The organism is cyanobacterium endosymbiont of Epithemia turgida isolate EtSB Lake Yunoko (genome assembly GCF_000829235.1).
GTDB lineage: Bacteria > Cyanobacteriota > Cyanobacteriia > Cyanobacteriales > Microcystaceae > Rippkaea.
Genome location: NZ_AP012549.1, coordinates 1313462 through 1338241, shown reverse-complemented (window position 1 = coordinate 1338241; position 24780 = coordinate 1313462). Strand labels below are relative to the sequence as shown.

Here is a 24780-nt window from a genome sequence, read left to right as displayed (position 1 = left end):
AGGTATCTTAAACCTAAACTAGGTTAAACACTAATATTGTTGACCAGTTATGAGTTGACTTACTTGGCTCTTGTTCCTAAGATTCTACGAATGTAATAGTTTCAATCTATTAACTCAGTCCCTAAGTAAAATTAACTATTAATTTCTTATAAAGTTAAAGTTTGTCCTAAAGGTTTCAGGACCATTGGATAAGCCCCTTGGGGATTTATTACAAACATAAAAAATATGTTTAAACCAGAGAAGCGTTATTAACTAAAATATCATGAAAGTTCTGATTGCAGATTTTGATTTATTCAGTAAAGTAGGGGGTGGGCAAACCTTTTACAAAAGTATTATTAAAAAAAATCCCCAGATTGAGTTTTATTATCTTCTCGACAAAGAACCTTTAAACACTTCTCGCCCACTCAATGCTAATGTTCTTAAATATCAAGAAAAATTTTTACTTACTGATTTTAAAAATTTCTTTGAAGTAACTCCTCCTAAATGGGTTGAACGGGCTTGTGTTATGGCTAGTAATATTGCTATTTCTGCGGTCGGTCAACAATTTGATATTATTGACGTTCCCGATTATGAACAATGGGGAATCTTTTTGCGATCAGCCCTAAATCGTTATCAAGTCAATTTTAAAAGTATTGCCCTATCAATGCATGGAAAAATATCTAAAACCTTACGCTTAGATTGGTTTGATTTTGGACGGGATAATATACCCTTGGATATTCAAGAAATGATGCAGTATAAAACCGTAGATATTCGCTATGGTATTAGTAAAAGTTATCTAGATGAATGGAGAGAAATTTCTGAGCTCCCATCGTATTATTATAATCCCCTTCATTTTTTTAATCTTCCTAAACCTACCCAATGTTTAACATCAGAAACTGCCCCAAACTTAAATTTTATTGGACGAACAGAAAAACGAAAAGGTCCTGATATTTTTATTGATTTAGTATGGTGGCTCCCCCGTTCTAGCTATAATCGTGCTCAAATTATTGGTCCTCATAGTTATAACTATAACAACACAATTTCTTCTCAAGATTATCTTGAAAAGATGTTAGAAAATCGACTCAAAGATCTCTACATAAGTGCTCCAGTCAGTCAGAGAGAATTAATAGAGTTATTTGCGAGTAAATCTATTACTTTTGTGCCGTCCAGATATGATACTTTTAATCTAGTTGCCTTAGAATCCTTATTATCTGGTTGTCCAACAGTAGTCGGTAATAGAGCCGGGGTTTGTCGCTTTTTAGAAGAACAATTTCCTAAAGTTCCTTTTATAACCATTGATATTAATGATATTTATTCGAGTCTACCAGCAATTATTCAAGTAATAGAAAACTATGAAGAATATCGTAAAAACCTAGTAGATACAATTCTCTGTACTAATTTAGAAATAACTGATCCCATCTTAGAAGAGATTTATAATAAATCTTCTGTAGCTGATGTACAAATCAGAAATGAATTAGACCAGTGGTATTCTCAACTTATCGATTATTGGGAGTCAGATCAACTTGGCTTTAGGTTTTCTAAAATACCAATCATTAAAGCAGTAAAATCTAAGGTAAAGTTCAAAATTAAACCTGCTTATAAGCAACTAAAACAAACTATTGGAGAAATTAAAGAACAGTTAAGAAAACCTTTAGAAGAAACAAGGAATGCTCAAGTATTAAAAGCTTCCAAATTAATCAGACGCTATAAACATACATTTAATGCGTCAGAATTAACACAGAAAGATTTGAGGAATAAAGTTAAAGAATGTTGGAAGTTAGGATCAGCTTTTGAAGCGGATGTTCAAACCTGGCAAAATCGCTTAGAGAATGGCTATCGTATTGATCGGGTGCGTCTGTGGAGAGAAATTGCTAGACTCGAGGAATTGCGAGGTAATGACTTTGTAGCTGCCACCTATAAGGTTCGGGGAATGCGTTTATTAGACGGCGATAATTTTAGAGATCTCCCCTTTGTCCTACAAACGTTGGAAAAGAAAGGGTTGACTCGTGAAGCACAAGTTCTACAAGCAATGTATGGCAATTTAGCCGAACGAGAAAGTCGATGTCACACTCTAATTGAGCAGGCTTTTAACGAAAATAAACACAATAATCCTGACTGGAACTATGAAATTATCGATGATCGCCGAGAGAAGTCTAGTTATCGAGTAAGTGTTATTGTTTCTCTCTATAATGCGGAGGAAAAACTTCCTTTATTCCTGAAAACTTTGCAGCATCAAAGTCTAATGAAATCAGGGTGTGCAGAGATTATTCTGATTGATAGTGGTTCCCCAGGGGATGAATACTTAGTTTTTCAACAGTTAGCTCCCAAACTTAATTTACCAATTCTTTATGTGAAATCGCGCCAACGAGAAACTATTCAGACCGCTTGGAACCGTGGAATTTCTCTTGCCAAAGCTCCTTATTTATCTTTTTTAGGAGTAGATGAAACCATTCTTCCTGAATGTCTAGAAGTCTTAGCAGAAGAATTAGATAAAAATCCTCAACTTGACTGGGTCATTGGTAACAGTTTGGTCACAAACGTTGATAAACAAGGGAGTTGGATTAATGATATCATGCCCTATTATCGAAGTCAATATAAGCAAGATTTAGTCTACTTAGAAACCTGTTATTTATCTTGGGTGGGAGCATTATATCGTCGTTCAATTCATGATCGATTTGGATACTATGATGGTACATTTCAAGGAGCGGGAGATACAGAGTTTAAAAGTCGAGTTTTGCCCTTTATTAAAAGTAAAGTTATTGACCGAACTTTAGGAGTTTTTTGGAACTATCCTGATGAACGAACTACCCAAAGCCCTCAAACGGAAATTGAAGATTTACGAGCCTGGTATATACATCGAACCTTAGCGGGAGTGCGTTATGCTTTTGCTAATCGAAAGACTGAGGAAATAGAGCAATTAATTTACCTATGTTTGTGTTATCGTAAGTCCTACTGCCGTCATACCAGTACCGATTTAGAGTATGCTTACAACTTAAGTTTATATCTGAGAGAAATTGCTCCCGAATCCCAAGTTCTCAAATATTTGCCAGGAATAAAAACTCTTCTTAACGCATATCGAGAGTTAGATTGGATGTCTAAACTTTCTCGCTTCTCTCCTCTAGGACGTATGTTACAAACTCGAAATATTGCTCATAAAATTGAGCAAGAACATCTCAAATCTTGGAATTCAGAACAAAGTTTTGGTTTACAACCCAACTATAAAATCTTCAATGATAATCGTCATGAACAACACGCTTTTCTTTGGTTTACTGAGGTAGAAAAAAGTTAATGATTAATCAATTTAAAGACTGGTTAAAGGTTCGTTTGAGTCGTGCATTGTCCCCAGAGATTGATCGACAACTAGGAGTCAATCAAAAACTAGAAGAGGTTAGACTCTATGGAGTTGCTCCTTGGTATAAAGAGAACTTCTGGGAACCCCCTGTTCAACTTGCATTACGAGATTTATGTCGTCCTGGGCATATAGTATTTGATGTAGGAGCCAATTTTGGGGGGTTAACCACCGTTATGTCTCGTATGGTAGGACCAAGAGGAGTAGTTTGTTCCTTTGAAGCCAGTCCCCGAATTGTTGATAAATGTCAACGTAATATCGTCTTGAGTGGTTGTAGTAATGTACAACTTTTTCATACTGCCGTTTATCGTAAATCTTATGGAACTGTTCCCATTTATTTAGGTAGTCATCTTAATGATAGTATTTATACAAATAAACAAAGTGAGTCTGCTGCTTATCAGGTTTCAACTATTGCCTTAGATGATTTTGTAGAACACACCGGGTTAGTCCCTGACTTGGTAAAAATGGACATTGAAGGAGCTGAATTTGATGCAGTAAAAGGAATGAATGAAACTATCAAATCAGCTAAGCCACATTTAATTTTAGAAACTCAACCAGAGGATACCAACTGTCTCAATTTTTTGAGAAAAGCTGGTTATATTTCCATCGATTTAAACAACTATCAGATCATTGAAAGTTCACAAAACTATCCTAAAGGAGTTGGAATTAGGAATAACCTTTATATTCATCAAGATAAGCTGTCTGACGTAGTTTATAATCCTCCCTTTAACTTTGAGGAATATGCTTCTTTAAAGGCAACGGATTTTGAGACTAAAACTAATGGTTCAATTTACCTCGAAGCTCCTTTGATCCTAGATAGAGGACGTTATCTAATTGATATTGATTTTGTGGCTGAAGGTCAAGATAATGACCTAACCTGTGGTGTTAGAGTAGGGGAAAAGATTATTTTTCGTTATCATGCCTATAGTAACTTACTAGCTTCTAGTTATCGTGATTGGGTGATTCATTTGTCTGAAACTTCAAAAGTTAATTTGTATTTTGAATTTCTTAATGGAACAAAGGACAAAACTCTATTGATACAAGGAGCAAAAATCAGAAAAGTTACTAATTTTCAAAACCAACCTACTAACCTTTATATCTAAATATCTAGTCCAGTTATTTTTTCGGAATCACTATAAAAATTAAAATCATGCTAGTCCCATTATTAAGCCTCATTTTAGGTATTGCTTTGTTGAGCATGACTCTATTAGTTTATTCAGGACTTCCTATTTATCAAAGTATTCCCTGGCTATTGAAGTTTAAAAATGAGCCGCGTTTCTTAGGAGGAAGTGGTTTAATTTCTATGGCTTTAATTTTAGGAATTATAGGCTACTTTAATTATTTTGACACTTCATTTCTCAGAATAATAAGGATTTGTTTAGGAGGATTGGGATTGAGTTTTATTAGTTTAAGTTTTCTCGAAAATATTAAGGATTATGAAATATTTAATAAAGACAATAGATTACATAAAATTAGTCGAACAATCAATGAAATCCTGATAGTTTTAAAATACTTTAATATTAAAACTCTTCTGACATTCACTGCAAGCTTAATTCTATTCTCTATCTTTTTAATTAGTTTCTTCGATGCTAATTATGGGGGTGATGCTTTTATGTATCATATTCCCTTTGCAGCTAGAATTTGGCACATTATTCCTCCAGAACAGTACACTTTTGAATATAATACAGAACACCGTTTTTTGGGATTTCCTTTACTAGCTAACTTTTTACAAGGGTTTTTTTGGTTTATTTTCCAGAAACCAGAGGCAACTAATTTATTGTGTTATGTTAGCTTGATAGTTTTCATTAGTTATCTAATTTTTTATTTAAGAATTCCTTTGTATTTAGGAACAATTGCCCTTTTAGCTATTCCCATGGTTCATATGCATGCAGCTAGAAGTTATATTGATTTACCTGGAAATGTTTCAGTCTCAATTCTTATTTTAACGACCTACCTTTTATACATAAAAAAAATTGATTTTAATATCCAGAACTTTTTGATAATCCTTTTATCTGCTACTGCAGCAGCCAACACGAAGTTTCAACTTATTCCTGTTACCTTTATAACTCTTTGTTTTACTCTAACTAATATCCTGACTCAATTTTGGAAAAATATTCCCCAAGGAAAATCTAAAATAATAGGATTAATGAAACTATTATTAATTAGCTTTGTTGCTAGTCTAATAATTTTCGCTACACCGATTAAAAATTTAGTTTTGTATAAAAATCCATTTTATCCTGTCAAAGTAGAAATTGCTGGAATAGTTCTTAATCATAATGAAGCAGTACCAGATTTTATGCACGAAAATCTTAAAAAGCTTTCCCCTACCTTCCGTTGGGCAAAGTCAGTTCTAGAAATTAATGCTTTTGATTCAAGAAGACCCTGGCAATGGACTTTAGCAATGGACTTTATTTCCTGGAATGAAGAAAGATTTGGAATGGGAGGATATTTTGGCGGATATGTAGTTTTCAACATACTATTATTCATTTTTCTTTGTTGGAGACATAATAATACTGATTCAAAAGTAGCCATGACGTTAATGGTTATTATGACCCTATTTACATCGATCATGCCTCAGTCTTATGAACTTCGATATTATATGTATTGGATGATTGTTTTTGTTTCATTAAATTGTTATTTTGTTTGTCGTTTAGTGGAAGGTTCTTCTTCAAATATTTCATGGATTAAACCTGAAAACTTAGCTTTAATTGCTGCTAGTTTTATGATAATTTTTATCACTAAAACCAGATACTTTTTTACAATTCCTGAGTTTTCTTCATTTCATGATCAGGTTCAAAGAACTGATATTATTGATCAAAATTTACTAAAAAATTTTAAACATGAAGAACAGATTTGTTTAGTTGCAAAAGTTCCCCATTCTTTTCTTTATAATTCTTATTTTCACTCCGACTCTGATTATTCAATTAAAGCGGAATTTGATATGTCGCCAGAGTATATAGAAGAAAAATGTGAAGGTAGAAGAATCGTTAGATGACTACTCTTTATTGTCTTATTTAGCCCTGTTTATTTAACCGCAGCTATTTATAGTTTAAGGATTTTATTGAGAAGTTATAAAGATGAGTAGATTGTTAGATGGAGATTTAATATCAATTAGGTCATTATAATATAAGTCTATAGTAGCTCCTTTAGAGCCTAATACTTAATATGCTTAAACATATTCATACGGAAAGTCTCAGTATTTTTTATCTCTTGGGAATTGTTATTTTAGGGTTCCTATTGAGAGTTATATTTTTGGAAACTATTCCCAATGGATTTTTTCCAGATGAGGCTTCTAATGCTTATGATGCCTATTCTATAATTCACACTTTAAGTGATCAATATGGGGAATTTTTACCAGCATATTTTAAGTCAGCTAATGACTATCGTGAAGGATTATACATATATCTTATGGTCCCTTTTATTAAAGTTTTTGGACTTAATGTATTTGGGGCTAGAATGACATCAGCCGTCATCGGAACTTTGACTGTTTTAGTTCTATATTATTTAACTAAAGAAATTTTTTCTCGACATGTTGCCTTATTTTCTGCTTTACTTTTAGCCATTTCTCCTTGGCATATTCACTTTAGTAGGATAACTTTTAGAGCTATCTTATTTCCCTTATTATTTTGTGTTACATTACTAATTTTTTTGAGAAGTCTTGAGACTCCTAAATTAATTCCTATATCGGGTATATTATTTGCAATCAGTATTTACACTTTTTACTCCGCTAGAGTATTTATTCCTCTCTTCATGATAGGTTCAGTAATCATTTATAGAGAATATTTAATAAAACATAAAAATCAAACAATTCTTGCTCTAATACTTTTTGCTATTTTATTTATTCCTCAGTTTATTTATCAACTTTCACCTCAAGGAATGGCCAGAGCTAATGAAGTTGGCATCTTAGAAAATATTCCCAAAATTGCCGGTCATTATTTATCCTATTTTAGTCCTGATTATTTATTCTTTAAAGGAGATCCTATTCCTAGACACACTATTGATAACATGGGGGAATTATATTTATTTGAAATAGTAACTTTAATCTTAGGTATAGCAGGACTAATTAGAAATCAAGTTAACTATAAACCAATACTTATTTTATGGTTGTTTCTTTACCCTATTCCAGCCGCATTAGTCAGTCCATCTAGTGCAGTTAGAACTTGTGTGGGTGCACCTCTTTTTGCGATGATATCTGGCTATGGAATATTCTTATTGCTCAATAAATTTAATGGTAAGCTTAAATATAAAATAACATGGGTAAGCCTATTAGTTATTTTTGCTAGTTCAACCATTTTTACTGAACATTATTTTGTTGATTACCCTAAGCTAAATTCAGATGCTTGGTTGCCAACCTTTCGGGATGTTATTTTTGAAGCAAATAACAGCAACATTGACTGCATACTTATTAGTGATAATATAGAGAGCAAGTATGCTTATATATTAGTTCCGTTTTATACACAAATGCCAGCAGCTGAGTATCAAAAGCTTGACATTGATGTTGTTACTGATAAATTGGATATGAAACGATGGAAAATTATAGATTTTAAGCCTTATAATCAGGGAGATTTACCAAAAATTGAGGATAATCTAAATGATAATTGTCTTTACCTACTGCATTATTACCGCGATAATAATGTGTTAAAAACAGATGAATATCGTTGGCAAGATATTAAGACGTTTGAGACAATTAATGGCGAACCATATTATCGATTAGTTAAGTTAATCAAGAATTGATTACCAATAAACTGTTGTGTATTTAAACTATTTTTTAAGGTTGTGATATACATACTAGTATAAAAAAACTAGGAGCTTATTTTGAGTTTCTTTTCGATAAAAAGAGTTATACTTGTTAAAACAAAACCTAACCAAGCTAAACCACTAATCCAATTAGTCCAAGCTAGACCATGAAAAGTTACACGAATTTTATGGGTTCCTGGTTTTAAATTTAATCCTACTAAATTATGATCCCTATGATTCACTGGGAAATACTGTATTAGCTGGTTATCTACCCATACTTTTAGCATGTGAGGATAATATAAAACAGGAAGTTGAACAATCTGAGCATCTTGGTTAAGAGTAATCTCACACAAGGTACTTATTCCTTTTTGGAAACAACTATTTTGGGTAACAAAAACGGGAATGACCATACGCGCTGGAGACATTCCTTCAAAAGAGAGTTGGTTGACCTGAATTTTTAACATTTGACCATCATTGGTTGACCCTTTAAATACAAATTTAAGCCCAAGATCTTTCCCAAAAATAGGAGCCTTGTAAACGGGAATTGCCCAATTTAACGCGCGGGAGGTTAAGGGAATTTCATCAAACGGTCTGCCATCAGACTGGATCTCAAGCGAGGCTGTATCCTTAATATTATCGATATTAACTTTTCCTTGAAGGTGGAGAATTGGCTTTTCATTATCTTGCCATAGAGGGTAACGAAATTCTGCTCCTAATAATAAGGGACTATTAACAAAAACATCCCAAGTAGCATACCCAGGAAGCCAGTCTACGGGAAGTAAACGTAATTCTGCTCCTCCGTACAATGTAGTAATAGGGGCGCGATATAAATAATCAAGTGCGCCAGAATATCGAAATAAAGGTTCTTTGATTAAGTCTGCAACTGTTGCTGTACTGCGAGGAATAGGAAGCCAAGGACGATTGGCAATAAGAATAACTAAAATACCGATGACTAAATGGCGACGGTCTAGCCGTTGGCGAAATATCAATACAACTGCGTAACCTGTTAATAATGCCCCAGACCACATAACATGGGTCAAAATACGGAAGGTAAATTGAGTTACCCACAATTGACGGGGTAGTAACCTCCAGAAGTCGATGGGACTCCAAGTGGCAAAAAAGGCAATTAAAAAGACCCATAGTGACCCAATAAGATAGGGTTGAGTTGACTGTAATTTATAAGGGACTCGACGGGAAGAGCAGTGATAGTAAATTACCACTCCCCAAGCAGCCAGAAAAATCCAACCTACGGCAGGATGTAATCCATAGGTGGGAGCAAACCCGGTTTCTGAAGGTGCAGGGGGTAAAGAAGTAGGGGAAATTAGCGTAGATAGGGGTGTATACCAACGACTATCAAAAGGGTTAGAACCTCCCACTTGCTTGCCGACAGCTAGGTTACTTGACATTAAGACTACGGGAACAAGAAAATAGAAGGCTAATAATAACCCCAGTCCATAGGCAATTACAGGAGGTAGTAGTTGGGACCATTGAAACCCTGTTTTACGAGTTTTAAGAAAAACGATAAAACTCAATATCCCTATCGCTAAGGTGGTATAAATAAAAGTAATAATATGGGTAGTTGCTAATAAAAACCAACTCAAGCTACTCATAAGGAGATAACGCCTTTTTCCTGTTGCGTAACATTGAATAGTGTAATAAAGAACAACGGGTAAAATTCCTTGGGCGATCGCTTCGGTAAAGGCTCCTCTGGCATGAATATTATTAAGAAAATAGGGAGCTGATATGTAAGATATCCCTGCCAAAATTGCTCCTGTTTGAGAGTCAATCAACCAGAGGCTAAGACGATAGATATAAAAAGCTCCTACTAAAGATGATGTCCAGATAACCAATTTATAGGCATCATATGGGTTTGATGGGGTAATAAATTTATAGAGTAATGCACCGAAAAGATAGGGAAACTGACTATAAAATTGAAAACCTGGATAACGCCAACCATGATTTTCAACAGGAGCAACTCTAAGTGGAAATTGCCCTTCTTCTAAGGCGATACGTGCTTGGTGAACATAGCCAATATGAGACTGAGGATCAGGATAGGGAAAAATAACTTCTGATGAAGCCATCGGTCCCATCAATCCAATGGCAATCACTCCATAAAGAGAGAGAATTAATAAATTAGTATTATATGGTTGCAAAAATGTAGTTACTGTATGATACAACTTCCAGATTTTCATTAAAAATTATCCTTAATTATTAATCTTTTTCCAAATCCCTAAAATTGATTTACCTAAGGAATATCTAATTAAAGGATCGATTTTTGTCGACAAAGGAACCATCAAAGTATCCCAGAATTGAATTTGTTTGGAGGTTGGATTAGAACTCTTTAAAAAAAAGCGATTTCCTAAAGAAGCTAGTATTCCAACAGAATCTAAATAGTTGAGTTTTTGACAGTCCAAATTATCAGGCATTATTGATAATAAAGTTTCTTTATCATAGCGGCGGTAATGACCAAGAGCTAGATCGAAAGAAGTAAAAAGCCATTGATGAGCTGGACAAAGAATAATCAAATATCCTCCTATTTTGAGGTAATTAGTTGCCAAATAAACCTCGTTCTTATCATCCTTAATATGTTCTAAAACATCTATATAGATTAAAGAATCAAACTGGTCTGAATTTTTCAGATCAATTAAAGTTCCATTTTTAACTAAACAAAAATTGGGCAACTCTCCTTGAGAAATAAAATCTTGAATAGTAGATGCTAATTGAATATCTGGTTCTAAACAAACCCAGTGCTTATGATGGTTCTTGCAAAGAACTTTAGTTGTTCCTCCCATCCCAGCACCCACTTCCAAAACTTCATTGCCTAGATACTGCTCAATTAGATTACAAAAATAAGTTTTCCAGTTTTTTGCTTCACGGGCAATTTCCAGTTCTGATCCCGTATAATGATACCGATTATTTTGCAAACATTCACCCATATAACTTCCCAAATTGCTTCATTACTTTTTGATAATTTTATTAGACATTTTCTTGATATTATTTGTGTTTAAAGTTATTGTAATTACAATAACACTAAGCCAAGCAACAAAACTAATTGAGTTAGCCCAGTCCAATCCAACAAAGATAACTTGCATATTATGGTTGCCAGGTTTCAGACGCAGACCGACTAGATTATAGTCATAATAGTTGACAGGAAAATAGTCGACTAGTCTTCCATCAATTTTTACCTGTTGCATTCTAGGATAGTACATCGCTGGAAGTTGAACCACTCGCGCCTGTTCTCCTACAGATACTTCGCAAAAGGTTTTAATTCCTCGTGACGTACATTGATCTCTGGTTACATCAAGAGGAATGATAGTATCTTCAAAAGACATTCCTTCAAAAACAAAATTATCAAGTTCAATTTTAGGGCGTTGACCTTGCTCAATATTTCCTTTGACAATGAACTGAAGACGGAATAGTCCTTCATGAAATTCTAAATTCTTTAGCTTCTCTGAAGTGAAAGGAATTCGCGCACTTATCCTAGGTTTATTCAAAGATATTTCGCCAATAATTTCTTTATTTTCGTCCGAATGTAGCTCTAATACCGTTACCAATAAAGTGGTTGGATTAGTAGGTACAGTATCTTGAACTACCTTTCCTTCCAAAATGAGGACAGGGTTATCTGTTTTTTTCCATATGGGTAGAATTCGCCAACTACGTTCATTTTCTAAGACCACTGGCAATAGCCTCTTATCAATATGATTCCAGCTTTCATGACCTGGAATCCAAGTATTGGACAATAAAGGCAATTGAGCATTGCCATATAAGGTATCTACCGAACTACGATTTAGATAATCAACGGCCCCTGAATAACCAAATTTAGGATCTTCAAGTACTTCATTGACGGTGATACTGCCTTTAGGAATCGGTAACCAAGAACGATTGGCTATGACAATTAATAAAATTCCTATTAATAAATGACGGCTATTCAAATGGCGTTTAAATAAAAAAATAGAAGCATACCCTACTAATAATGCCCCACTCCACATAACATGGGTTAGAAAACGAAAAGTAAATTGTGTCACCCACAATGATTTTGGTAATAAATGCCAAAAATTTATAGGACTCCAGGTAATAAATAAAGCCAAGGGAAAAATATAAAGAAGCGCAAAAATATAGATACGATTGGGACTCAAACCAGGGGGCAAAGTTTTTGAGGAAGAATAGTAATAAAGAACGACTCCCCAAGCAGTCAGAAAAACCCATCCGACGGCAGGGGTTAACCCATAAGTAATTCCTTCTCCTGTAGGGGTGGGTGGAAGAGCAGTAGGAGAAAGTAAGTTAGCTAAGGGAGTCATCCAATTTGTGACATAAGGACTAATTTGATCTACATAAAATCGCATACTAACGTACTTCGATTCCAAGACAACAGGCATGAGAAAGTACATCCCCAGAAGCCAGCCTAAAATATGACTTATAGTCACTCTAGCTAACTGTTTTCTTGAAGTATGAGTTTTTGGTTGCTTTAGAAAAAGTAAAAATCCCAAGATACCAAAAAATAAAGAGCCATAAATAAAAGTGATAATATGAGTTGTTGCTAGAGCAAACCAAGCTATGCTGCTGAGCAAAATATAATAAATTTTTGGACTATTATAACTGCGAATGATGTAGTATAAAACGATAGGTAAAATCCCTTGAGCGATTGCTTCAGGAAATGCCCCACGGGCATGGACCGTGTTGAGGAAATAGGGGGCTGACATATAAGATAATCCCGCTAAAATAGCAGCGATTCGATTACTAGTTAACCAACGACTAAGACGATAAATAAATAGTCCCCCAATAAGTAAGGCTCCCCATAGCATGATTTTATATGCTGTATAGGGATTATTAGGGGTAATAAATTTGTAAATTAATCCCCCTAATGTATACGGAATCTGGCTGTAGAATTGAAAGCTGGCATAACGTAAACCATTGTTTTCATAGGGAGCAATTCGCAAAGGGAATTGCCCCTCTTCTAAAGCCATTCTTCCTTGGATAAGGTAGGCTAAATGGGCTTGGGTTTCTCCTGTAGAAAAAATAATAGAATCTGAAGCCATAGGTCCCATTAAACCAATAGCAATCATGCTATAAAGAAAGATTATTAATAAATTCTCACGATAACGATTAATCCATAATTTAGGCAACGACGTGAATCGCAATATTCGTAAATTTAATTTAAGAGTCATTGGTTATCTAAGTTGATAAATAAAAATTATGTCATTTCGTGAGTAAATGGGGATGTTATTAGCTAAAAATCCCCAGTTTTTTTCCACTATAGGATTATAAAAAATTCGGGAAATAATTTGTTGTTTAACCGTACTATCAATTAATAAATATTTTACATTTAATTGAGTAATATCTGTAATTTCTGGATTGAAATAATCATAACTGTAATAAGATTGAATGTCAATTGCGTAATTTTTTTCTTGGCTTAATAAATATAAATACTGAACAAAGTTGATGTTAACCCCGAAGGTTTTATAGACAATAGTATCAATATTTTTTTCTGGCAAAAGGTAATTGGTAAGTAGATAGTTAACGGCATGCTGGGTTTCTTGTCCCCAATTAATAGTTGAATCGTCTGCTAAACGCCATTTTTCTGAAGTCCATAGAGGATTAACATAACTCAAAGATTGAGGAATTCCTAATAATCCAAAATAAATATATAGACTAAAACTACCTATTAAAAAATATTTTTGCCATTTCTTGTCAAGAAAAACTGTAAGATAAGCAATACCAAAATAAATAAAAATAATCAAAGGATAAAAATATCGGTAGCCAATAATAAAGCGACTGTTATATGTTAACTTTAAATAAATTAACGGATAAGATACTCCTAAGAAAAATAAGTATAGTTTATATTTATTTCTTCTTATGTTCAATAATTTTTGAATACAATGTTTAACATTAATACGCTCAATTATTAGTTGGGTAATCAGAATAATAATTATCACTATAGTGATAATAAAGAGAGCAGGATTTTCTTTAAACCAGAATATTTTATTTAGATATTCTAAAGAAGTTATCGGGGTAAAATCTTCGTACCAGAAAGGTTTGCGAATTCCTCCTGCTGTACTTAAATTCATTTGAATTCCCTGTATATAACGCTGTATATTATCAATAATTGATTGATTAGATAAATTACGAAAAGCATAGCGGTACATAAAAATAATTAATATCGGCTGTATAAATAAACTAATAAACCCTAAAATACCAAATTTAATAGCTAAATTTTTCAGATTTTTTCTTAAAAGATAGATTAAACTGATTGAGTAAGCAAATAAAATTATTGGAACTAAAATAAGATTACTAAATTTAGCATTAATTGCAAGAAAAAAAAGAAGGTTGAGGATAAAAAAACAAATGATTAATTCTGAATTTTTAAATTTTTCTAATTGACGGATTATGATGATTATTGTCCAAATAGATGACAAGGCATAAATACTAACAGAAACATCAAAAGACATTAAAAAATTATGGCTATAAAAACTAGGAGAAAATACATATAATATTCCTAAACAAATAGAGACACTGGTAGGTATTTGTGGAATACAAAAAGTAAAAAAATACATCCATATTAAAAATATGCTATTTATAAATAAATAACAAAATCTTAAAATAAACATAAGTTTTTTAAAATTTTCTGGACGTTCTAGTAAAAAACTATAACCAAGATTAAAAGCAGCTAGACGGACTTCCCTGTTTTCTTCGCCACTAATAATATTTATAGAAGGAACTATTATATTATAATCAGAAAAAAATAGGTTAATAATTAAAGAATTAACTAATTTAAAAAAAAGAGGATGTTCTTGATTTAAACCTAATCCTTGAGTATAAGCATAAGCTGCTCCAATATAAGCAGGCTCGTCAGACGTAATAGAAGTTTGACTAATTAGATAAATTCCTAATATAAAATATACTAATACCAACGCTATAAAAATTAGCCTGTTGAGTAAAGTATATAAATTTATTTCTTTAAAATTCATAAAAGTAATAAGATCAAAGTAATGACTTAGCTAGAGTCTCAAAAATAATCATAAAATACAAACTAGTGTTGCCCATTGTCTGAATTATTTTATACATTAAGACTGAATAGATCGTCAATTAAGCCAACTTAGAGTAGAATAGCAAGTCAGTTTGCTGATTCCATCCGGAAAAATTTTAGAAAAAGACTTAATTAAGTTTAGCTAACTAAAAAGGTTGTGTTGATATTGATAAAAACATTAGAACTAAAAAATCAGGGTTATTGGGAGTTGAAGCTTTTTGTTTAAAATAAAACGCCTTAATCTATCACCTCAAGGAGAAACTAGATTTGTTTATTTCGGTAATTATTCCCTGCTACAACGAAGAGGAAGTCATCAACGACACTAATCATCGCTTAGTAAGTGTTATTGAACATCTCACTCCCCAATTTGAACTAATTTATGTTGATGATGGTAGTCATGATCAAACTCCTCATTTGCTGCGTCAATTGCAACAAGCTGATCCAAGAGTCCACGCCATTTTATTATCCCGCAATTTTGGACATCAAATGGCTGTGACTGCCGGTTTAGACCATGCAGTCGGGGATGCCATCGTCTTAATTGATGCAGATTTACAAGATCCTCCCGAAGTGATTGAAGAAATGGTCTACCAATGGTGTAAAGGGTATCATGTTGCCTATGGAATCCGAACGGAAAGAACAGGAGAAACTGTCTTTAAACGTTGGAGTGCGAAAGTCTTCTATCGACTAATTAATTACCTATCCGATGTTCAAATTCCTCTTGATACTGGAGATTTTCGTTTAATGGATCGCCAAGTAGTTGAAGCCTTGAAAATAATGCCCGAACGTGATCGCTTTTTGAGGGGAATGATTAGTTGGGTTGGTTTTCGACAAATTGCCATTCCTTACCAAAGATCTCCTAGACTAGCGGGTGTAAGCAAGTATTCTTTGTGGAAAATGATACGTTTTGCTATTGATGCTATTCTTTCTTTCTCCTTAGTTCCCTTAAGAATGGCTATTTGGATTGGTATTTTTACCTTTGGATTCTCTTTGATTGGTATTATTTATGCTTTAGTTCTTCGTTTGTTTACCTCAATTTGGGTTCCAGGATGGACATTGCTTTTTATCTCTGTATTATTTATTGGAGGAATTCAATTAGTCTTCTTAGGAGTGATTGGTGAATATATTGGTCGCATTTATCGAGAAAATAAACAACGTCCTTTATACTTAGTTCGAGAACGATTAGGTTTTGAAAAAAAAATTACCGAATCATAAAAACTTCCAATAGTAATTGTCTTTAATTTAGTAAACGTTAGAAGGTGAATAAACATTCTGTTGGAAAGGCTATGACTATCTTGTTTGTTGTAACAGCGTTCTAGTTCATGCCACTGTTCATATTTAAAGTCTAAGTCTTAATATGTCAGTTTCCACGTTCGTAGAGTAGACTACTTTCTAGTGTTAAAGAACATAAAAAACATACTATTGAAGTGTACCTCATAAAACTGAGAGATACTATCTCAAAACTAACTAAATAACTCATTCATGATCTTTTATAATTTTTTTTATGTTAGACAACTCATCTATTGACCATCACTATTTTTCAAACAATCGCAATAAAATTACTTCTCATATTGCCATTATTGGTGGAGGATTTACTGGATTAACAGCCGCTTACCAATTAACTCTTCAAGGATATAGAGTAACTGTTCTGGAAAAAGAGAAAGAAGTAGGCGGGTTAGCAGGAAGTTTTGAAGTTAATGGAGAAAAAATAGAGAAATTTTACCATCATTGGTTTACTAATGATAAATATCTAATGGAATTAGTCAAAGAACTAAATGTTGAAGATCAAGTTACTTACCGTACCACTCGCACAGGAATTTACTACGCTAACAATTTTTTTAACTTGAGTTCTCCCTTAGATTTACTAACATTTAAGCCTTTACACTTATTTAATCGAATTCGTTTAGGATTTTTTATCCTCTGGGTTCGTCGCCTTAAAAATTGGAAAAAATTAGAATCAATTAATGCTCACAAATGGTTATTAAAAATTTGTGGCAAACAAGTTTATCAGATAGTTTGGGAACCTTTGCTAAGAGGAAAATTTGGCATGTTTGCTGAGAGTATCTCTGCAGTTTGGTTTTGGAATAAAGTTAAGTTACGAGGAGGAAGTCGCAATAAAGATGGTGGAGAAATGTTGGCTTATTATCGCGGAGGATTTGCCGCTTTAGCTGAACGTTTAGAGACTGAAATTTCCCTTAACGGTGGTGAAATAAAGACTAATATAACTGTGCAAGGATTAGTAGTAAAAAGCGACTATGTAGTGGCAATTCAAACCTCACAGGGACTCATTAATGTCGATGCAGTGATTGCGACCCCTGCTTTACCGATTATTGCTGATCTGCTTGCTCCTCACGTTAGTTCTGAATATGTTGACCGACTTCGACAAGTTCAATATTTAGCTAATGTTTGTTTGGTATTAGAACTAAATCGCAGTTTATCTAAAACCTATTGGCTTAATGTTAATGACCCTAATTTTCCTTTTGTAGGAGTAATTGAACATACTAACTTGGAATCTCAAGAAACCTATGGTGGACGACATATTATTTATCTATCTAAATATTTACTGGAAACAGAAAACCTGTATAACATCAATGATGAAGAAGCTTTAAATTACTCAATTCCTTATTTAACAAAAATGTTTCCTGAATTCAGTCGTGACTGGATTATTGACTATCATCTCTGGAAAGCACGATACTCACAACCCATTGTTTTAAATCACTATAGTCAATTGATTCCTGAGGCAACAACTCCCTTAAAAAACTTCTACATTTGTACAATGTCCCAAATTTATCCTGAAGATAGAGGAACTAATTATGCAATTCGTGAAGGTCGAAAAATTGGAGATTTTGTCGGGAAACAAATACAGTCGGTTAAGCTAAATAATTAAGTATTGATGACTATTATTAGTTCTGTTACAGATTATGTTAATTCCTATAGTAAGTTTTATTTTTGGACTAATATTATTAATTTTTACCATTTTAGTGTATCAAGGTCATTCTCTTTTTAGAGATATTTATTTTTTTTTAAACCTAAGAAGAGATAAATTTTTTCTTGTTAGTTTTAGTTCGGTTTCTCTAAGCCTAATACTAGGTATAATTGGACAGCTTAATTATATTCATCCTTCTCTTTTGAGAACAATACGATTTTTTCTAATTGCTGGAAGTGGGTATTATCTGAGCTTACTTTTGGTACAAATTTTTCAACTTACAAAAAAAATACTTCCTTTATCATTTCTTACTATTAATTTTTTTAAAAGTAAGAAATGGTTATTAAAAACTTATCCTTTATTAGGAATTTTTATTTTTTATATTACAATTTTGTTATTCCTTTTATTTTTTGGTGATCGTGTCGGTTGGGAAGGAGATGATATTGAGCAGCTTGATGGAATTATAAACTTTTCTCATAAAGGTAAAAACTTAGTATATCGCTATTACTGGCAGCCTTTAACCTATCAACTAAATCTTTGGCTTAATTCTTGGCTTAACCATCCCAGATTGCTTTTTTTTATTCCTCAAATAATTGGTGCAGCTAATATTTCTATCCTATTGATAACTATCTATACTTTCTCCAGGAGACGTTTAAATTTAATTCTATGTTTTTGTTTTTTAATTATTTTTCCAGAAATTATATTTTGTAGCTTATACTATAATTCTACTGTTTTTGCCATGTTTCCTATGTCCATAGCTATCTTGCTTTTATTTTGGACAGAAAGTCCTATTAAAACAAAAAAAACATGGGATAATTTTCGTTATTGTGCAATTGGTATGACCTCAACTTTAGCAGTATTTTTTCGACTTGATTTTTTACTTTCTCTACCATTATTATGGTACTTAATATTATTTGATAACTCGTTAAAATCTAAAATAGAACAAAGATTAAAAGTTTATTCTATTTATATGTTAACTAGTTTGAGTTTATTGGTATTTTTCTCGGTTACTGATGTTTTTAATCCAAGAAAGATCATTGATATTACTAACAGTCATCATGAAGGAGTTAACACTTGGACAATTCAACAATCGTTAGTTAATTTATTTAGTGTCACCAATTTAGTTATATGGATTATTTTAATAATAAGCTTATTTTATTTTGTTTTAATAAAAATTAAAAATAAAGATTGGAAGCTAGGTTTACTTATTTTATGTGTTCTACCTTTATTTTATTCTCTACCCAATTTAACTAGTCCTAAATATTTAATACCTGGGATTATTTTTTTACCTTTGTTCTGTGCATCAACTGCTTTAAGAATAAAATCTAAACTAGATGAAAATCAATTTAAATCTTTAGTATTTAGTTTTATTATTTTAAGTTTATTCCTACAAATAGTTGCCATACAGTGGGTTCCTAGAATTCCTTTTATAGAAATTACAGCTAATCCAAATTATATATATACTCATGACGGAATTAGAGTCCCTGGAGGATATTTAAAAGGATATAATGAAGTAAAAAAAGCACAAATAAATAGTTATCATAGACCTATTAAATTTTCTCGTAAAATTGCACAAGTTATTCAACAAATCGATACAAATGTCACTTTAATTTATTTGGATAAATCTGATAGTTTCGCGACAGAAGCTTGGATTTGGACATTTACTACTTTTTACCTTGAACTCGAAGGATATCAAGTTGAACATTATGATCGAAATAATCAAATAGTTTTATCATTGGCAGACAAGACAGTAATTATGCAAAGAGTCAATCAGGAACAATATGAAAACTACCTAGATATCAATCCCCAAAAAACTACTTTAATTAAAGTTCCTTACATAAGTCGTAAAGATCCTCAAGGATTAAAAAAATTTTTTGAGGATTTTTATGACTCTCTAGACAACTTAGTATCAAGACAGAGATAAATTTTGGTTCTATCGAACTTGTTATGTAACATTGTTAACACTAACTGTACGAAAGCCTAATTAAACAATTATTCGAACTTATCATAATTTATTCGTTATTAAAATTATTATTAAGTTAAATCCGTTTAAGTTATAGGTTTAAGTTTTTTTGCCATCTTAAATTTGGCAGATACTCAATTATAAAATGATGGTACTAACTAAGATTAACCTTTAGACATTATTGATTTCGCAGTTGATTATTTATTTAATAAAATATCTTTTAAGATGAGAATAATTAGTATAGACTTAGTTTTTTAACCTTGACAAAGAAGAATGATAAGGTAATCAAAAAGAGAAAAAATAATCAATAAAAAAAATATATATATTGATAATAAAAATAATAAAATTTAATAATCTAATAATTAATTTTAATATTCAATTAACCAGTTAAAAGACTACATTATATGACAATATAGTAATATTGCTTACAGTCAAAAATCTATAATTCTTTGATATTCTCTAGAAGAAATAATTACTATACTGAATTACTATACGAGAAAATATTATATAGTATTAAAATATCCACTATCTAGAGATTATAAACCTCGTTATAACTAGATTAACTCTCTCCATCCGGAGTAAAGTAAAGTTTTTCAGAAGAACTTAGAAAATTACTGTAAAAATACCGAAAATTTTAATTTATTTAAACTTTTTTATTAAGAAATAAATCTTAAGCTTAAATATATCAAACCCAAAAAATCCATGCTAATTAAAAATACTATTAAATGCTTCTGATACTGCTTTAGTACACATAATTTACTGCTAAAGCCATTAATTACCATAATTTATAGAATTCAATTTTTCTATCTAAACTTTATCCTCATGGAGAAATTGATGCTGTCTGTAATCAGAGAGCCGTAAAGGCTTATAAACTTGTCATTTATCTATTTTTTAAAAATTATAATCAGGAGGTTTTCTCTTGATTGATGCTGGTCACCGCTTTTTTATCAACTCTGATGTTAGCGTTTTCATTATGGTTATTTTTCGTATGCTAAAGTCTGGTGTAGTTATTGGAATCTATAATATTGAAATCTCTTGCGATTCCCCTAATGAGTTTAATCATTGGTATTGGAACGAACAACATATATCAAGAGTCTATTTATTTAGTAGCTATTAATCCAGTTAAAATCTTAGTGTTAGGTAGATATATATCTTTGTATTCCTAACTATAAACTGCATTTGCTTTCATTATATAAAACTATAAAGAAGATAAAAATATTTAGCTAGTAGTATGTTATTAATGGTTCTCTTATATAGAGAATAGTTAGCACAAATGAATGAAATCAATTCACAAAAATTATAATTTGGTTGTTGATTAGCCTAGTTATCAACCTTTGATATAAACTATCATTGTTGACTAGATTAACTTAGGAGAGAAAATTAACTTGAATACTATTTGTCGCGTCTGTGATTCTAGTAACTTAGAATTAGCAATTGACTTAGGAAATCAACCTTGGTGTAATCATTTTTTAAAGTTTGAAGAAGTGGGAACAGAACCCTTCTACCCCTTACGAGTTCTCTATTGTCATGACTGTGGAACTCTCCAACTTGATTATACCGTTAAGAAAGAAATTATGTTTGGAAATCATACCTATTTATCTGGTGTAACAAAGTCCTTAAGTGAACACTTTAAAAAAGTCGCTTATGAAGTTGATGATCGCTTTTTTAAAAACACTCCTAACAAATCTGTCTTAGATATTGGTTCTAATGATGGAACACAATTAAAACATTTTCAAACCCTTGGTTATAATGTTTTAGGAGTAGAATCATCAAAAACTACAGCTAAAATTGCTAATGATGCAGAAGTTCCTACCCTCAACGATTTCTTTAATTTTGAAGTGGTTAAACGTCTTGATCGTAAGTTTCACGCTATTAACGCAGCCGGGGTATTTTTTCATCTTGAGGAACTACATTCAGTTACAGAAGGGATTCGAGAAGCATTACATGAAGATGGAGTGTTTATAGTGCAGTTTCTTTATATGAAACGTATTATTGACAATCTAGCTTTTGATCAGATTTATCACGAACATTTACTTTACTATAATCTTAATACTATTGAAGTATTACTTAACCGTCATGGACTCTCAATGTTTGATGCTTATTTATCTCCTATTCACGGCGGTTCCATTATCGGATTTGTCACTCATGAAGGAACTAAAAAAAAGACTGATCGCCTCCTCATAATGAGAAGAGCAGAAGTAAATGAAAAAAGCAATGAATTATCTACTTATTTAGATTTTGCTAAGCGTATCGAACAAATGAAAGCAGATAACTTAGCTTATCTTGAGAAAGCGAAAAAAGATGGCAAGCGAATCTGGGGATTTGGCGCACCGGTCAAGGGAAATACTATGTTGAATTACTTCGGAATTGGAACCCAATATCTTGATTATCTAGTCGAAAAAAACGAGCTACGACGAGGACTCTACTCGCCGGGAATGCATATTCCCCTTATTATAGAGAAGGAATTAACAGAACTTCCTGATGTTTATTATGTGTTAGCTTGGAACTTCAAAAAAGAGATTTTGTCCAATAACCAACACCTTATTGACCAAGGAACGGAGTTTTATTTTCCCGTCAATCCTTCCGAAGTTTAATTACAGGGCACAAGTCGATAGGCCATGGTATGGATGAAAACTTGTTGCCCTTTACCTTCCTATCGAAGTTAATCTCCTCCCTAATCTAACCCAATTGCATGCACAGCCAAATCCTTTAAAATTTAAGTTTATAATTTTCCGAGTCCTTTGAGTGGGCAGAGGGGGACTCGAACCCCCATGACCGAAGTCGCCACATTTTGAGTGTGGTGCGTCTACCAGTTTCGCCATCCGCCCTTAGCACCATACTTCTGATTATACTGTGTTTTTCCAGTTTCTAACAACTGCTGATATTCATAAGAACTCGCCCAACGATCAAGCTCTTTGGCCCGTAATACGGGGACTGGATGAGCTAGTTGCTCAGTTTGCGCTGTTTTGAGTATTTCTCCTAAAAAGGTGTCGTTAATTCTTTCATAGTCTCTTGCCTGTTCAATAAACGCATCTAGATTTAATTGAGGGGCAATAGTCGGAGAACCACCAGCCAATTTCATTAACACCGACATCACAACCTTAGGGTTTTGAGTTGCTAACAAAGCGGCGCGATCACAACTAAATTCCGCACAACGCAACCATTCCAAGATTTGACTTTGTAAAAATTGAGCAATAGCTACTCCCCAATTAGGCAATAATTTTGCCGCTAATACCAGAATGTTAGCTAAGGTCAAATAAACTCCATGCTCACACTTGAGGTGTCCTAATTCATGGGCCATCACTCCTTGAATTTCTTCAAGGGTCAAAATTTCAATTAAAGAAGTGTGAATTACCATAAAAGGCTGTTTTCCCTGCATGGCAAAGGTATAAGCGTTGGGAATAGAATTTTGTTGGATGTAGAGTTGAGGCGGTTCTAAATCAAGAATACGACAAGCTTCTATTAACAGAGTGTGGAGATTTGGAAGTTGCCTGTTACTTACACGAATACTTGAAGTGATGTTATTCAGGTAAAAAAACTGTTCAGCTACTGACCCCAGTAAATTACGTACTACCATGTCGAGTCCAGGGAGTTGTTTGAGGGCAGTAGTAGCTTTAAGATCGAGGGGGTGACGAAAATCATCGGCTTTTAGACCAATTAAAAGACTTCTTGATAAATCCATATTATTCTGTAAGGAACAGCCAATTTTTAACTCGCTGTAGATTTTTCCAATCGGGTTTACGGGCTAAGCCGTCTTCAATATTTTCTCTAATATCTTGACGAACCCCGTCATCAAGGGACATCATTCGTTCAGCCACCTCAATATGACCACGAACTCCTTTAGCTCCAATATCTAACATTGCGAGAGCTAGGTTGATCCTTGCTTGGGGAAGTCTGTTGTCTATTTTAATACTTTTGTTAGCGGCTTTGAGGGCGCTTTCAGGTTTATCGACGAGAAGGTAAAGCCAGGCTAAACAAGTCCAGGCGGTGCTATTTTTGGGCGTACGCTCGCAAATACGTTTAAAACAAGGGATTAGTGTTTCGGGAGATTCCCCTTGTTTATAACGTTCTAATCCTTGTTCAAAAGAAGTTTCAATAGAGTCAATCATTAAAATTTATGGATACTATAGGTAATAGAGAATAAACGAGATAGACCAACAGTGTCTATCTCAATTTCTTCCTGGTTAAAAAACGACGTCTAAAAAGCGATATTTTTTTAACCAGGAAGACGTGCCTTAAACTGCAAAAGAAGTGCCGCAACCACAAGTCTGACTGGCATTGGGGTTAGTAAATTGAAACCCACCACCAATCATGGCATTACTGTAATCGAGAACAAGTCCATATATATAGAGGATACTTTTGCAATCGCAGACGATTTTAAATCCTTCGTAATCAAACACCTCATCGTGTTCAGTAATTTTGCTTTCGTCTTCAAAGTCCATCAGATAGGACATTCCCGAACATCCTCCTTGACGGACACCGACGCGCAAACAAAGGTTCATCCCTTGTTGTTCGCGCAACACCAGAACATGCTTTAGAGCAGTTTCTGTAAGTTGAATTCCTTTAGATTGGGTTTGAGTAGCTCGTGTCATCGGTGATGGTGACTCCTAGAAGCTATAAGTTATACAATATTTCCAATCTCTATCATAACGAGTTATTGTTCTAAGTTTGGTACTAGTTTCGATAACTTTTAAATTAATTAACCAATTGCCACTTTTAAATGGTGGTTGATCACACCAACTATGAGGATTGTCTAAAAAAGTTTAATATTTAAAATTTACTGTTATTCATCGGGTGATCTTCTA

15 protein-coding genes and 1 tRNA gene are annotated in these 24780 nt (G+C 33.1%); 8 read left to right on the top strand and 8 right to left on the bottom strand.

The window, feature by feature from the left end; all coding sequences use genetic code 11:
• Window positions 1-262 precede the first annotated feature (262 nt).
• The 4 genes from ETSB_RS04155 (at window position 263) to ETSB_RS04140 (ending at window position 8062) form a co-directional block, all read left to right on the top strand.
• Window positions 263-3268: a glycosyltransferase gene (locus tag ETSB_RS04155; RefSeq protein WP_044106479.1), complete on the top strand. Its 3006-nt coding sequence runs from the start codon at window positions 263-265 to the stop codon at window positions 3266-3268.
• A gap of 2 nt (window positions 3269-3270) precedes the next feature.
• Entirely contained in the window at window positions 3271-4431 is a 1161-nt protein-coding gene (locus ETSB_RS04150) for an FkbM family methyltransferase (RefSeq protein WP_044107609.1), read from the top strand.
• Window positions 4432-4478: 47 nt separating this feature from the next.
• Window positions 4479-6323, top strand: a complete 1845-nt coding sequence (locus tag ETSB_RS04145) for a hypothetical protein (protein WP_044106478.1) — start codon at window positions 4479-4481, stop codon at window positions 6321-6323.
• A gap of 170 nt (window positions 6324-6493) precedes the next feature.
• The gene (locus tag ETSB_RS04140) at window positions 6494-8062 is read left to right on the top strand and encodes a glycosyltransferase family 39 protein (RefSeq protein WP_044106477.1); all 1569 of its coding nucleotides are present in this window, start codon (window positions 6494-6496) and stop codon (window positions 8060-8062) included.
• A 68-nt stretch (window positions 8063-8130) separates the two neighbouring features.
• Here the strand turns inward: ETSB_RS04140 and ETSB_RS04135 are convergent, their stop codons facing one another.
• The 4 genes from ETSB_RS04135 to ETSB_RS04120 are packed head-to-tail and all read right to left on the bottom strand — an operon-like array spanning window position 8131 to window position 15030.
• The gene (locus ETSB_RS04135; protein WP_044106475.1) at window positions 8131-10257 is read right to left on the bottom strand and encodes a 6-pyruvoyl-tetrahydropterin synthase-related protein; all 2127 of its coding nucleotides are present in this window, start codon (window positions 10255-10257) and stop codon (window positions 8131-8133) included.
• Window positions 10258-10269: 12 nt separating this feature from the next.
• Window positions 10270-11001 (bottom strand): SAM-dependent methyltransferase, encoded by a 732-nt coding sequence (locus ETSB_RS04130; protein WP_044106474.1) that lies wholly within the window; start codon window positions 10999-11001, stop codon window positions 10270-10272.
• 21 nt (window positions 11002-11022) lie between these two features.
• Window positions 11023-13230, bottom strand: a complete 2208-nt coding sequence (locus ETSB_RS04125; protein ID WP_044106473.1) for a hypothetical protein — start codon at window positions 13228-13230, stop codon at window positions 11023-11025.
• Between the two features lie 3 nt (window positions 13231-13233).
• Window positions 13234-15030, bottom strand: coding sequence for a hypothetical protein (locus ETSB_RS04120; RefSeq protein ID WP_044106472.1), 1797 nt, complete (start codon window positions 15028-15030; stop codon window positions 13234-13236).
• A 326-nt stretch (window positions 15031-15356) separates the two neighbouring features.
• Between ETSB_RS04120 and ETSB_RS04115 the strand changes: the two genes are divergently transcribed.
• From ETSB_RS04115 to ETSB_RS04100, 4 genes are all read left to right on the top strand, one after another.
• Window positions 15357-16301: a glycosyltransferase family 2 protein gene (locus tag ETSB_RS04115; RefSeq protein WP_044106471.1), complete on the top strand. Its 945-nt coding sequence runs from the start codon at window positions 15357-15359 to the stop codon at window positions 16299-16301.
• Between the two features lie 289 nt (window positions 16302-16590).
• Complete coding sequence (locus tag ETSB_RS04110; RefSeq protein WP_044106470.1) at window positions 16591-17973, top strand: NAD(P)/FAD-dependent oxidoreductase; 1383 nt, start codon at window positions 16591-16593, stop codon at window positions 17971-17973.
• A 430-nt stretch (window positions 17974-18403) separates the two neighbouring features.
• A complete protein-coding gene (locus tag ETSB_RS04105) occupies window positions 18404-19936 on the top strand; it encodes a hypothetical protein (protein WP_145972234.1) in 1533 nt (510 codons plus the stop codon).
• Window positions 19937-21360: 1424 nt separating this feature from the next.
• On the top strand, window positions 21361-22569 hold the full coding sequence (locus ETSB_RS04100) for a class I SAM-dependent methyltransferase (protein WP_044106466.1): 1209 nt from the start codon (window positions 21361-21363) through the stop codon (window positions 22567-22569).
• A gap of 152 nt (window positions 22570-22721) precedes the next feature.
• On the opposite strand, the gene ETSB_RS04095 is transcribed toward ETSB_RS04100, so the two are convergent.
• From ETSB_RS04095 to ETSB_RS04085, 4 genes are all read right to left on the bottom strand, one after another.
• Window positions 22722-22803: transfer RNA gene (locus ETSB_RS04095), tRNA-Leu, on the bottom strand.
• A complete protein-coding gene (locus tag ETSB_RS09220) occupies window positions 22782-23657 on the bottom strand; it encodes a M48 family metallopeptidase (RefSeq protein ID WP_084220187.1) in 876 nt (291 codons plus the stop codon). The genes ETSB_RS04095 and ETSB_RS09220 overlap by 22 nt, the downstream gene beginning before the upstream one ends.
• A 1-nt stretch (window position 23658) precedes the next feature.
• A complete protein-coding gene (locus ETSB_RS04090) occupies window positions 23659-24084 on the bottom strand; it encodes a tetratricopeptide repeat protein (RefSeq protein ID WP_044106464.1) in 426 nt (141 codons plus the stop codon).
• 126 nt (window positions 24085-24210) lie between these two features.
• Complete coding sequence (locus tag ETSB_RS04085; protein ID WP_044106461.1) at window positions 24211-24567, bottom strand: HesB/IscA family protein; 357 nt, start codon at window positions 24565-24567, stop codon at window positions 24211-24213.
• Between the last annotated feature and the right edge of the window lie 213 nt (window positions 24568-24780).

Coding starts and splice junctions, on each gene's coding strand:
- ETSB_RS04155 (WP_044106479.1), top strand. CDS start 263: ATGAAAGTTCTGATTGCAGATTTTGATTTATTCAGTAAAGTAGGGGGT.
- ETSB_RS04145 (WP_044106478.1), top strand. CDS start 4,479: ATGCTAGTCCCATTATTAAGCCTCATTTTAGGTATTGCTTTGTTGAGC.
- ETSB_RS04140 (WP_044106477.1), top strand. CDS start 6,494: ATGCTTAAACATATTCATACGGAAAGTCTCAGTATTTTTTATCTCTTG.
- ETSB_RS04135 (WP_044106475.1), bottom strand. CDS start 10,257: ATGAAAATCTGGAAGTTGTATCATACAGTAACTACATTTTTGCAACCA.
- ETSB_RS04130 (WP_044106474.1), bottom strand. CDS start 11,001: ATGGGTGAATGTTTGCAAAATAATCGGTATCATTATACGGGATCAGAA.
- ETSB_RS04125 (WP_044106473.1), bottom strand. CDS start 13,230: ATGACTCTTAAATTAAATTTACGAATATTGCGATTCACGTCGTTGCCT.
- ETSB_RS04120 (WP_044106472.1), bottom strand. CDS start 15,030: ATGAATTTTAAAGAAATAAATTTATATACTTTACTCAACAGGCTAATT.
- ETSB_RS04110 (WP_044106470.1), top strand. CDS start 16,591: ATGTTAGACAACTCATCTATTGACCATCACTATTTTTCAAACAATCGC.
- ETSB_RS09220 (WP_084220187.1), bottom strand. CDS start 23,657: ATGGATTTATCAAGAAGTCTTTTAATTGGTCTAAAAGCCGATGATTTT.
- ETSB_RS04090 (WP_044106464.1), bottom strand. CDS start 24,084: ATGATTGACTCTATTGAAACTTCTTTTGAACAAGGATTAGAACGTTAT.
- ETSB_RS04085 (WP_044106461.1), bottom strand. CDS start 24,567: ATGACACGAGCTACTCAAACCCAATCTAAAGGAATTCAACTTACAGAA.